Source organism: Gordonia paraffinivorans (assembly GCF_900683595.1).
GTDB classification, from domain to species: domain Bacteria; phylum Actinomycetota; class Actinomycetes; order Mycobacteriales; family Mycobacteriaceae; genus Gordonia; species Gordonia paraffinivorans.
On record NZ_CAACYD010000005.1, the window covers coordinates 100,163 to 111,476 of the forward strand.

Sequence of the window (11,314 nt, forward strand, 5' to 3'; positions counted from 1 at the left end):
GCGATCGGCTCTCCCGATGTACTTGTCCGACGGGCGATCACCCTGTGGACGGGGGTCGGGTGCGGCTCGCGCGTCAGAAGGCCGACATGAGGCGGTTGAGCTCGGTGAGCCAGGGGATCGCGACGGCCAGCGTCGGCACGACGAGGATGGCCGCGGCCGCGGTGTAGGCGGTCGCCGCGATGCACCGGGCCGGGCGGTTGTCGCGCAGGCGGTGGACCCGGGTGAGGGTGGTGGGGCCGCCGACCGCCATCGCCCCGCGCGGGGCCACCGCGTCGGCGCAGGCGACGAGCGCACGGCCGAGCGTGGTGGGTGTGGTCTTGCGGACGGCCTGGTCGTCGGCGAGTGCCTCGACGAGCAGCTCCGCGGCGCCGAGCGCCGACTGCGAGCGCACGAAACGCGGGAAGGCCTCGTGCAGCGCGATGAAGGCCTCGAGGACGAGATCGTGTCGAGCGCGCAGGTGGGCCCGTTCGTGGGCGAGCACCGCGACGAGTTCGTCACGGGTGAGCCGGTGTACGACGCCCTCGCTGACGACGACCCGCTGCCGGAGTCCGGGGAGGCAGTAGGCGAGGGGCTGCTCGACGTCGATCATCCGGACGTCGCGGGCATAGAGCGGATCGTCGGCGTCGCTGCGGTCGCAGCGGTCGAGGATGTCGATGAGCTGGCGATGGGCCTTGCGGCGGGCGCGGGTGCGCAGTCCCACGCGGATCGTGGTGTAGAAGAGGCGGGCGCCGATCAGCAGCGTGAGCACGAAGACCGCGACACACGTGAGCCACAGCGGCAGGCCGAGGCGGTCGATCTCGCGCAGCGGATTGGCCGAGGGGGTGCCGTCGGGGCCGATGACGAGGAGATTGGACGCGATCGCCAGGCCGCAACTGAATGCCGAGAGGACCGCGGCGAGTGCGATGGCCTGCCACAGCGTCATCGCCGCGCGTGGGGCTCGGATCGGCCACTTGGCCCGGGACAAGGCCTCGGGTACGGGTCCGGCGAGCACCAGGCTGACGATGCCGAAGAGCAGGGCGGTCATCCGGTGTCTTCCTCAGGGTCGGCTGTGGGGGCGTGCGGAGAATCTATCCCTTTTCGCGAGTTCCTCGTGCTGCTTCGAGTTCATCCAGTGCGTGGCGGAGTGCGGCGGCCTCGTCTGCGCCGACGCGGCCGACGAAGGAGACCAGCGCGGCGTGACGCGATCCGGGCGCATCGGCCTCGCTGAGGGCGTCGACCATCAGGCTTGCCACCAGATCCTCACGCGGGTGGGTGGGGACGTATTTGTGGGCGCGGTCGTCGCGGATCTGGGTGACCAGATTCTTCTTGGCGAGACGCTGCAGGACGGTCATCACCGTGGTGTACGCGAGGGAGCGATCGCGCGACAGCGTTTCGTGCACCTGTCGCACGGTCTGCGGTTCCGCGCTCGCCCACAGCGTGTCCATGACCGCGCGTTCGAGGTCGCCGAGCCCATTCATCTTTCGCATTGTACTGCCGTGCCTTCCTCTGTCTGTCCGCCGGCCCGTCGCGCTCCACCTCGTTGTGGTTCGGCACGGGTGGCCACGCCTCTCGCGTGGCGTCTTCTCGCGCCCTTGACACGTTGGTAAGGCTAGCCTACATTAATTGTCGTCGGACCGCGCGAGTGTCCTGAGGGCTGCAGAGACCCCCGGTCCACATCACGGAAGGCCCCGCATCTCCCCGAGGTGCGGGGCCTTCCGGTTCGTTCGTGTGCGGTGTCAACGACGCGCGCGGCGTCTGTGTTCCCGCGCGCGGCGACTGTGTTCCCGGGGTGGGGTTCCCGGGGTGGGATCGCGAACCGCGGGCGCTCATGCGAATGTTGACGCCATGACAGCGAACAGTGTGGATGACATCCTCCGGGGTTCGGCCGGAAAGGGACTCGACGGCGTTCTCGGCCTCGAGGTCGTCGAGGCGGGGCCCGATCGGATCGTCGCGACCATGGAGATCACCGAGAAGCACCACCAGCCGTTCGGCATCGTCCACGGCGGCGTGTACTGCGCGGTCGGGGAGAGCGTCGCGAGCATGAGTGGATTCCTCTGGCTGCACGAGACGGGCATCGGCGGTCACGCGGTCGGCGTCAACAACAACACCGACTTCCTGCGCTCGGTCTCCTCCGGCACGATCACCGCGACCTCCACGCCGATCCACCGTGGTCGTCGCCAGCAGCTGTGGGCGGTCGACATGGTCGACGAGAGTGGCCGGCTGGTCGCCAAGACCCAGGTCCGCCTCCAGAACCTCGAGGGCGAGTGAGGGGTCGGTGAACCCCGAGACCACGTCACGGATCGAGGAGATCCTCGGCGCGGTCGACGCCGACCTCGCCGCGGGGTTCCCGGGTGACCGGGCCGAACCGCAGCCGGTGCACACCGTCTACGTCAGCGCCGCCGACGTCGAGGTCGACACGCCGGCGCAGTGGGGCCGGCGAGCCCTGGAACTCGCCGCCGACGTCCGTCCGGTGCTGGCCGACCTCGGCGGCGAGGAGGCGCTCGCGGTCGCGCTGAGCAGGTTGCGGACCAACCCGATCGAGGACCTGCGCATCGACCTCGAGGACGGCTACGGCCGGCGCGACGACGCCGTCGAGGATCGTCACGCTCGTCACGCCGGCGAGGTGCTCGCGGCGTGGACGTCGATGCGTCCGGCCGCCCCGCGCATGGCCGGGGTCCGGGCCAAGGGCCTCGGCGCCGGCGAACGCCGCCGAGGCCTGCGCACCCTCGAGCTGGTCCTCGACGCGGCCGGCGGCGTGCCGGACGGATTCGTCTTCACCGTCCCGAAGCTGCGCGACGCCCGGCAGGTCGACGCGGTCAACCTCATCTGCGCCGAGTTCGAACGCGTCCACGGTCTCGACGAGGGCGCTCTCGGCTACGAACTGCAGGTCGAGATCCCACAGGCGGTGCTCGGCGCCGACGGCCGGGCGACCGTGGCCGAGGCGATCCATCGTGGCCGGCCGCGGGTGCGCGCACTGCACTACGGAACCTACGACTACAGCGCGGCGTGCGGCATCGTCTCGGCGCAACAGTCGCTCGCGCATCCGGTCGCCGACCACGCGAAGGCCGTCATGCAGGGCGCGGCCGCCCAGACCGGGGTCTGGGTCAGCGACGGCTCGACACAGGTCGTGCCCGTCGGGCCGCCCGACGCCGTCGAGGCCGCGGTCCGGCGCCACCACGGCCTGGTCGTGCGATCCCTCGAGCGGGGGTTCTATCAGGGCTGGGACATGCATCCGGGCCATCTCGTCACGCGCTGGCTCGCGGTCGCCGGGTTCTACCGGTCGGCGATGCCCGTCGCGGCCCGGCGCCTGCAGGCGTATGCCGAGCGCACCGGCTCGGACGTGATGGACGAACCGGCCACCGCGATGTCGCTCGCTCTGGTCATCCGGCGCGGGGTCCACGCCGGGGCGTTCACCCACGACGAGGTCGCCGCGATCGCGCCGCTCGTCACCGCGGCGTGGCTCGACGAGTTGCGGTCGGCCGGCGGGAGCCTCGGGGACTGACCTCGGTCTTCGGCCCTTGCGCTCGTCGTCGCCGCGCCGATGACGCCGGTGCGTGGCAGGATGTCGGCTTGTCACCGAAAGACCCGTCACCGACACCAGATACGACCCACGGTCGGCGAACTGCTGAGGAGTGAACCCGGTGCGACTGTCGCCGCATGAACAGGAACGGCTGTTGATCTCCTACGCGGCCGAACTCGCTCGACGACGACAGGCCCGCGGGCTCAAGCTGAATCACCCCGAGGCGGTGGCGATCATCACCGACCACGTGCTCGAGGGCGCGCGCGACGGTCGTTCGGTGGCCGAGCTCATGGCCTCCGGCCGTGAGGTGCTCCGCCGCGAGGACGTCATGGACGGGGTGCCCGAGATGCTGCACGACGTGCAGGTCGAGGCGACCTTCCAGGACGGCACCAAGCTGGTGACCGTCCACGACCCGATCTCGTAGTACCGCACCACCCGAAGCCGCTGACGCAACCGAGAAAGGCCGAGATGTCGGGAACGCCAACCACATCGACGAGGTCGTCCGTGGTCCCCGGCGAGATCATCGCCGCCGGGGGCACGATCGAGCTGAACGCCGGCGCTGAGGTCGTCGAGGTGACCGTGGTCAACTCCGGCGACCGGCCCGTGCAGGTGGGCAGCCACGTCCACTTCCCCCAGGCCAACGCGGCGCTCGAGTTCGATCGCGCACTCGCGCGCGGGCGGCGTCTGGACATCCCCGCGGGGACCGCGGTGCGGTTCGAGCCGGGGATCGAGATGACCGTCGCGCTCGTCCCGCTGGGCGGATCCCGTGAGGTGCACGGGATCTCGCTGGACCCGCCGGGCGCGCTCGGCCCGGTGGCCGACGCCGCCGACGGGAGGCCGTGATGGCGATCCTGGGACGCGACCGGTATGCACAGCTCTTCGGCCCGACGACCGGCGACCTCATCCGCCTCGCCGACACCGACCTGCTCATCGAGATCACCGACGACCTCTCGGGCGGACCGGGGCGCGCCGGGGACGAGGCCGTCTTCGGCGGCGGCAAGGTGATCCGCGAATCCATGGGGCAGAGCCGCGCGACCCGCGCCGACGGCGCCCCCGACACCGTCATCACCGGTGTCGTCGTGCTCGACCACTGGGGAGTCGTCAAGGCCGACCTCGGGATTCGCGACGGACGCATCGTCGCGCTCGGCAAGGCCGGCAACCCCGACACCATGGACGGCGTCCACCCGGACCTCGTCATCGGGCCGACCACCGAGATCCTCGCGGGCAACGGCAAGATCGTCACCGCCGGCGCCATCGACTGCCACGTCCACTTCATCTGCCCGCAGATCCTCGACGAGGCGCTCGGCAACGGCGTCACCACGCTGATCGGCGGCGGCACCGGACCGGCCGAGGGCAGCAAGGCCACGACCGTGACCCCGGGCGCCTGGCATCTCGCGTCGATCCTCGCCGCGACCGATCACTGGCCGATGAACATCGCCCTGCTCGGCAAGGGCAACACCGTCAGCGCCGAGGCGATGCACGAGCAGATCCGCGCCGGCGCATCCGGATTCAAACTCCACGAGGACTGGGGGAGCACCCCGGCGGCGATCGACGCGTGCCTGCGGGTCGCCGACGAGACCGGCGTCCAGGTGGCCCTGCACTCCGACACGCTCAACGAGGCGGGCTTCGTCGAGTCGACCCTCGGCGCCATCGGCGGCCGGAGCATCCACGCGTACCACACCGAGGGGGCCGGCGGCGGGCACGCGCCCGACATCATCACCGTGGCCGCGTACCCGAATGTGCTTCCCTCGTCGACCAATCCGACGCGTCCGCACACCGTCAACACCCTCGACGAGCACCTCGACATGCTCATGGTGTGCCACCACCTCAACCCGACGGTCCCCGAGGACCTCGCCTTCGCGGAGAGCCGCATCCGGCCGTCGACGATCGCCGCGGAGGACCTGCTGCACGACCTGGGCGCGATCTCGATGATCGGGTCGGACTCGCAGGCCATGGGCCGCATCGGCGAGGTCGTGCTCCGGACCTGGCAGACCGCCCACGTCATGAAACGCAAGCGCGGCTCGCTGCCGGGCGATGGGCGGGCCGACAACAACCGCGCCCGGCGCTATGTCGCGAAGTACACGATCTGCCCCGCGGTCGCGCACGGATTCGACGACGAGATCGGCTCGGTGGAGGTCGGCAAGCTGGCCGACCTCGTGGTGTGGGACCCCGCGTTCTTCGGCGTCCGTCCCGACCTCGTCATCAAGGGCGGGGCGATCGCCTGGGCGGCGATGGGCGACGCGAACGCATCCATCCCCACGCCGCAGCCGGTCCTGCCGCGGCCGATGTTCGGCGCCGCGCCGAAACTCGCGTCCGCGACGTCGGTCGGCTTCGTCGCGCCCGGCGCCGATCCGGACCTCGCCGGGCGGATCGGCGTCGACCGCCGGCTCGTCCCGGTCAAGAACACGCGGAAGGTCGGCAAGGCCGACATGGTGAACAACGACGCCTGCCCGACCATCGAGGTCGACCCGGACACGTTCACGGTCACGGTCGACGGCGAGGTCTGGGACGCCGAGCCGGTCGCCGAACTGCCCATGGCACAGAGATACTTCCTGTTCTGATGTCCGACCGACCGGAACCCGCCGGCCCGGCGCCGGGGACGCAGTCGCCCGCGCATGCCCCGCTGGCGATGATGCTGTCGCTGGCCGACTCCCGGCTGCCGGTGGGCGGTCACGTCCACTCGGGCGGCGTCGAGCAGGCCATCGCCGACGGATTCATCCGCACCGCAGACGAGCTCGCAGGCTTCCTCTACCGCCGGGTCACCACCAGCGGTCTGGTGACGGGGTCGATCGCGGCCGCCGTCGCCGACGGCAGGCTCGACGTCGCCGCTGCGCAACGGGAGACCGATGCACGCACCCCGTCGGCCGCGGCGCGCAAGGCCTCGCTGGCGCAGGGGAGGGGGATGGTCCGCCTCGCCCGGAGGATGTTCGCCGACCACGACTGGTCGGCGCACCGCCCGGCGACGCACCTGCCGGTGATCAGCGGGTCGATCGGCGCCGCGTCGTCGTTGTCGGGCTTCCATACCGCGCTGGTCCTCGTCTACACGACGATGAGCGGCTCGGCGACCGCAGGGCAGCGACTGCTCGCGCTCGACCCGGCCGATGTGGCGATCATGATCGCCGAGCTCGGCGCCGAGTGCGAACGCGTCGCGGCACAGGCCGCGGTCGGGCTCGCCGACCTGTCGGATCCGATTCTCGACGTCTTCGCCGAACGCCACGAGCGGCAACCGATGCCGCTGTTCATGTCCTGAGCGCGCCGGCGCTCGGATGCAGTCCCCACCGACCGGACGCCGAACCCACCGAGAGCACAGCCCCACCGAGAGGAGTCACCGATGCCCCCGCATCTCATCGACGGGCAGCCGCACGCCCATGACCACGACCGGCCCCGCCGCAAGCGTGCACCGGGCGAGCCGCTGCGGATCGGCGTCGGCGGCCCCGTCGGCTCCGGCAAGACCGCGCTCGTCGCCGCCCTCTGCCGCCAGTTGCGCGACGAGCTGTCGGTCGCGGTCCTGACCAACGACATCTACACCACCGAGGACGCGGACTTCCTGCGCCGCAACGCGGTCCTGCCCGACGAGCGGATCACCGCGGTGCAGACCGGCGGCTGCCCGCACACCGCGATCCGCGACGACATCACCGCCAACCTCGACGCCATCGACGACCTCATCGAGGCGAATCCGCCCCTGGACCTGATCCTCGTCGAGTCCGGCGGCGACAACCTCACCGCGACGTTCTCGACCGGCCTCATCGACGTGCAGATCTTCGTCATCGACGTCGCGGGCGGGGACAAGGTGCCGCGCAAGGGCGGCCCGGGCGTGACCTTCTCGGATCTGCTGGTGATCAACAAGACCGATCTCGCCGAGCGTGTCGGCGCCGACCTCGACGTCATGCGCCGCGATGCCGAGAAGGTGCGCGAGGGCCGGCCGACCGCGATGATCTCGCTGACCGAGAATCCGGCCGCCACCGACGTGCTGGCGTGGGTGCGTGAACAGCTCGCGGCACCCGTGACGGCCGGATAGCGGTGGACACCCTCGTCGAGATCGTCGCGACCGCCGGCCGCGGGGTGCGGCACAGGGCGACAGGCGGTCTCGCCGTCCGGGTGACCGCGCCCGGCCACGCGCAACTGATCGGAACCGCGGCCACGCCGCTCGGCGGCGACGAGATCGTCGTGCGGGTCACCGTGGAACCCGGCGCATATCTCCACCTCGGTAGCGTGGCGGCCGCCATCGCACTGCCGGCACACGATCGCGCCGACTCGCGTGCGCGGTGGGAGATCACGGTCGGGGCCGGCGGGCGGCTGCGCGTCGACCCGCAACCGACGATCGTCGCCGGCGGTGCGTTCCACACCTCGGACATCGTCGTCGACCTCGATCCCACGGCCACTCTGGACCTTCACGAACACGTGCAGATCGGCCGCGCGTCGAGCAGCGGCGATCCCGACCGGAACCGGCGGGACCGCGCCGGCCGGTGGACGGGCGGTCTGCGCGTCGAGGTCGGGGGGGAGGTGCTGCTGGCGCATCGCGTGGCGCTCGGCGATCGGACGCCGGCGGCGACCGCCGGACACCGGGCCATGAGCAGTGTCTTCCGCCACCCCGACGACCGTCCCGAGGACGTCCACCCGACGGCCTTCGCCGCCCGGCTGCGTCTGGCGGGCGCGGCGACCCTGACGAGTGCCCTCGGCACGTCGGTCGCGGGTACCCGGCGCCTCGCCGACTCACTCGACGCCGCAGCCCTGGTCCCCCACTGAGGGACCAGGGCTGCGGTCGAGAATCTACGGCGTCGGTCGTGCCGTCAACTGGCCTCGGGCTCCTTCTCCTTGGACTTGTCGCCCTCCGTCGGCACCGATCCGGTCGCGGGGGTCTCGTCCGATGACACCGTCCCCGGGTCGGTTGCGGCGGCCGCCCCGGACTTCGCCCGCTTTCTCGCCGCCTCCTCGATCTCGGCGTTCTGCTTCTCCAGCGCCGACATCGCGGTGCGCGCGTAGACCTGCTGCTCGGTCACCGCGAGCTGCGAGCGTCCGCGGGTGGTGAACGCGAAGAACCAGTTGATCAGCGTGTTCAGGCGGTTGCGGAAGCCGACCAGGTACACGAGGTGCAGGGCGAGCCAGCCGAGCCACGCGAAGTAGCCCTCGGTCTCGAACTTCTTCTTGGTGCCCGGGATCGGGACCTGCATCACCGCGGAGTACCGCGAGATGGTCGCCATCGAGCCCTTGTCGAAGTAGCTGAACGGCTTGCGCTGGTCCGGCGTCTGGCCCTTCATCGACGCCTTGATCGCGTCCGCGGCGTAGCGGCCGCCCTGGATCGCGCCCTGCGCGACGCCGGGCACACCGTCGACCGCCATCATGTCGCCGACCACGAAGACCTCCGGGTGGCCCGGGATCGTCAGGTCGGGCAGGACCTTCACGCGGCCGGCCCGGTCGAGTTCGGCGCCGGACTGGTCGGAGAGCAGCTTGCCGAGCGGGCTGGCCTGGACGCCTGCCGACCAGACCTTGCACTGGGACTCGATCCGGCGGGTGGTGCCGTCCTTCTCCTTGACCACGAGGCCGTCGTAGTCGACGTCGACGACCATCGCGTTGAGCTGGATCTCCACGCCCAGCTTCTCCAGGCGGGCCGCGGCCTTCTGCCCGAGCTTCGGGCCGAACGGCGGCAGCACCGACGGCGCCGCGTCGAGGAGGATGACCCGAGCCTCGGTCGGGTCGATGTTGCGGAAGGCGCCCTTGAGCGTCTTGTCGCTCATCTCCGCGATCTGGCCGGCGAGCTCCACACCGGTCGGGCCCGCGCCGACGACGACGAACGTCAGCAGCTTGGCGCGCTCGGCCGGGTCGTGGGACAGCTCGGCCTGCTCGAAGGCACCGAGGATGCGGCCGCGGAGCTCGAGGGCGTGGTCGATGGTCTTCATGCCGGGGGCGTACTCGGCGAAGTGGTCGTTGCCGAAGTACGACTGGTCGGCGCCGGCGGCCACGATCAGGTCGTCGTACGGGGTCACCGTGATGCGCTCGAGGAAGCGCGAGGTGACGGTCCTGGCCTCGAGGTCGATGTCGAACACGTTGCCGAGGAGCACCTGGGTGTTCTTCTGCTTGCGCAGCACCACGCGGGTGGCCGGCGCGATCTCACCCTCGGCGACGATGCCGGTCGCGACCTGGTAGAGCATCGGCTGGAAGAGATGGTGGGTGGTCTTGGCGATCAGCGTCACGTCGACGTCTGCCTTGGCAAGACGCTGGGCGGCGAACAATCCGCCGAAGCCGGAGCCGATGATGACCACTTTGCGGCGGTCCTTGCCCGCAAGTGCGGGGGCCTGGGCGGCGGGGCTGCTCATCTCCAGACATCTCCTTCTCGCTCGATTGGGGACGGTTCGGCGTCGGTCCCGAGTGGGTTCGGCCTCGGCGGATCAGACCGTCACGGTCTCACCGTATCGGCGTGCGGGCCGACGAAAACCGTACATGCCCACAACGGTAGTCAATGACTCCGAGCACGGCGCGGCCAGTGTGGTGTTGTCCGGCACATCGAGCAGGCGGCAGGCGGACCGATCGGGCAGTCCCGAACCCCTCACGCGCTGTGATGCCGCATCGATGACCAGCGCAGAGAACGCCGGCGCCATTCCGTCTGCAGGATCTCGTACTCGACCTCGTACCGATCGGGGTCGTAGGGAGCGGTGCGCGTGTCGACCGCGTGCCCGGGCGCGTCGGGGGTGCCGCACAGGTCGGAGTCGTCGCACAGGTGGATGCCGGTCAGGCTCATACCGATCTTCTCCATCACGCGTCGCGACGGGATGTTGCTCGCGAGCGTGCTCGCGAACACCCGCTCGGTCCCGAGGTGGTCGAAGGCGAAGGCGACGAGCGCGAGAGCCGCCTCGGTGCCCAGGCCGCGTCGCCACACCGTGCGGCGCAACCGGTAACTGAGTTCGAGCTCGGTGCGGCTGCTGTGTCGCGGCGTCCGCAGCGACGCCCAGCCGAGGAATGCGCCGGTGGCCGGGTCGCACAGCGCCCACGTGCCCGTCCCGTACCGGCGTCGTTCGGCCTCGGCGCGGGGGAGCACCCACTCCTCGATGACCGCGCGCGGCGTCGGCACGCCGCCGCTGACATAGCGCATGACCTCCGGATCGCTGTCGAGATGCACCAGGTCGTCGATGTCGGACGCGGACACCGGGCGCAACCGTGCCCGCGCCGTGTCGATGTTCACCCCTGGCCCCTCACTGCGGTCGCTCGCGTCGGCGTCGTCCGCATGGCGGCGACGCACCCCGGTTCTCGCCGGTGGTCTTCGGTTCCCCGGTCGCGAGTCTACGGTCTCGACCTGCGGCGGACCGCGCTTCGGCGCGTGCGTGTCACGCCGATAAGGTTGGTCCGTGGCATCAGAATCCGCGGCAGCCGACTACTCCCTCGAGATCCCCATCCACCTGCGGTGGGGCGACATGGACATCAACAACCACATCAACAACGTGCAGATCGCGCGACTCTTCGAAGAGGCGCGAGTGCGCTCGTTCCACACGTGGATCGCCGACGCGCCCCGCAACTTCTCGTTCCTGGTGGTCCGTCAGGACATCGAGTTCCACGCCCCGGTCCACTACTCGACACACCCGGTGACGGTGACGTCGTGCGTCGGCCGGGTCGGGAACTCGTCGTTCACCATGGCACTGCGACTCTTCGACAAGGAAGGGGTCCACTGCGCGTCCGCGGAGACGACCATGGTGGTCGTCGACCCGGTGGCCGGTCGTCCCGCCCCGATCCAGAGTCCCCTGCGCGAGGTCCTCACCAACAGTCTCGGCCGGCCGGTGGAGTTCGGCGGCCGGCGGGGCTCCGCGGGCTGACACCGAGCGGTCC

The 11,314-nt window shown here is 70.8% G+C and carries 13 protein-coding genes; 9 read left to right on the plus strand and 4 right to left on the minus strand.

Going from position 1 to position 11,314, the window contains the following annotated elements; genetic code table 11:
- Positions 1-73 precede the first annotated feature (73 nt).
- Both E1P53_RS02680 and E1P53_RS02685 read right to left on the minus strand, forming a co-directional pair.
- On the minus strand, positions 74-1,024 hold the full coding sequence (locus E1P53_RS02680; protein WP_006900557.1) for a M56 family metallopeptidase: 951 nt from the start codon (positions 1,022-1,024) through the stop codon (positions 74-76).
- A 43-nt stretch (positions 1,025-1,067) separates the two neighbouring features.
- The gene (locus tag E1P53_RS02685) at positions 1,068-1,466 is read right to left on the minus strand and encodes a BlaI/MecI/CopY family transcriptional regulator (RefSeq protein WP_006900558.1); all 399 of its coding nucleotides are present in this window, start codon (positions 1,464-1,466) and stop codon (positions 1,068-1,070) included.
- 358 nt (positions 1,467-1,824) lie between these two features.
- On the opposite strand from E1P53_RS02685, the gene E1P53_RS02690 reads away from it, so the two are divergent.
- The 8 genes from E1P53_RS02690 (at position 1,825) to E1P53_RS02725 (ending at position 8,245) form a co-directional block, all read left to right on the plus strand.
- Entirely contained in the window at positions 1,825-2,247 is a 423-nt protein-coding gene (locus tag E1P53_RS02690; protein ID WP_040526797.1) for a PaaI family thioesterase, read from the plus strand.
- A gap of 7 nt (positions 2,248-2,254) precedes the next feature.
- The gene (locus tag E1P53_RS02695) at positions 2,255-3,481 is read left to right on the plus strand and encodes a DUF6986 family protein (RefSeq protein WP_131733391.1); all 1,227 of its coding nucleotides are present in this window, start codon (positions 2,255-2,257) and stop codon (positions 3,479-3,481) included.
- A 139-nt stretch (positions 3,482-3,620) separates the two neighbouring features.
- A complete protein-coding gene (locus E1P53_RS02700) occupies positions 3,621-3,923 on the plus strand; it encodes an urease subunit gamma (RefSeq protein WP_131733392.1) in 303 nt (100 codons plus the stop codon).
- Positions 3,924-3,967: 44 nt separating this feature from the next.
- Complete coding sequence (locus E1P53_RS02705) at positions 3,968-4,342, plus strand: urease subunit beta (RefSeq protein ID WP_040526798.1); 375 nt, start codon at positions 3,968-3,970, stop codon at positions 4,340-4,342.
- The gene (locus tag E1P53_RS02710) at positions 4,342-6,060 is read left to right on the plus strand and encodes an urease subunit alpha (RefSeq protein WP_131733393.1); all 1,719 of its coding nucleotides are present in this window, start codon (positions 4,342-4,344) and stop codon (positions 6,058-6,060) included. The genes E1P53_RS02705 and E1P53_RS02710 overlap by 1 nt, the downstream gene beginning before the upstream one ends.
- Complete coding sequence (locus tag E1P53_RS02715) at positions 6,060-6,749, plus strand: urease accessory protein UreF (RefSeq protein ID WP_131733394.1); 690 nt, start codon at positions 6,060-6,062, stop codon at positions 6,747-6,749. Before E1P53_RS02710 ends, E1P53_RS02715 begins: the two co-directional genes overlap by 1 nt.
- Before the next feature lie 81 nt (positions 6,750-6,830).
- Positions 6,831-7,517, plus strand: a complete 687-nt coding sequence (ureG, locus tag E1P53_RS02720; protein ID WP_131733395.1) for an urease accessory protein UreG — start codon at positions 6,831-6,833, stop codon at positions 7,515-7,517.
- Between the two features lie 2 nt (positions 7,518-7,519).
- Positions 7,520-8,245: an urease accessory protein UreD gene (locus E1P53_RS02725; protein ID WP_131733396.1), complete on the plus strand. Its 726-nt coding sequence runs from the start codon at positions 7,520-7,522 to the stop codon at positions 8,243-8,245.
- Positions 8,246-8,289: 44 nt separating this feature from the next.
- Here E1P53_RS02725 and E1P53_RS02730 read toward each other — a convergent pair whose 3' ends face one another.
- Together E1P53_RS02730 and E1P53_RS02735 are read right to left on the minus strand one after the other, a co-directional pair.
- Positions 8,290-9,813 carry an NAD(P)/FAD-dependent oxidoreductase gene (locus E1P53_RS02730; protein WP_006900567.1) on the minus strand — a complete coding sequence of 508 codons (1,524 nt, stop codon included), beginning with the start codon at positions 9,811-9,813 and terminating at the stop codon, positions 8,290-8,292.
- 230 nt (positions 9,814-10,043) lie between these two features.
- On the minus strand, positions 10,044-10,676 hold the full coding sequence (locus E1P53_RS02735) for a GNAT family N-acetyltransferase (protein WP_131733397.1): 633 nt from the start codon (positions 10,674-10,676) through the stop codon (positions 10,044-10,046).
- A gap of 163 nt (positions 10,677-10,839) precedes the next feature.
- On the opposite strand from E1P53_RS02735, the gene E1P53_RS02740 reads away from it, so the two are divergent.
- Positions 10,840-11,301 carry an acyl-CoA thioesterase gene (locus E1P53_RS02740; protein ID WP_109239455.1) on the plus strand — a complete coding sequence of 154 codons (462 nt, stop codon included), beginning with the start codon at positions 10,840-10,842 and terminating at the stop codon, positions 11,299-11,301.
- Positions 11,302-11,314: the final 13 nt, after the last annotated feature.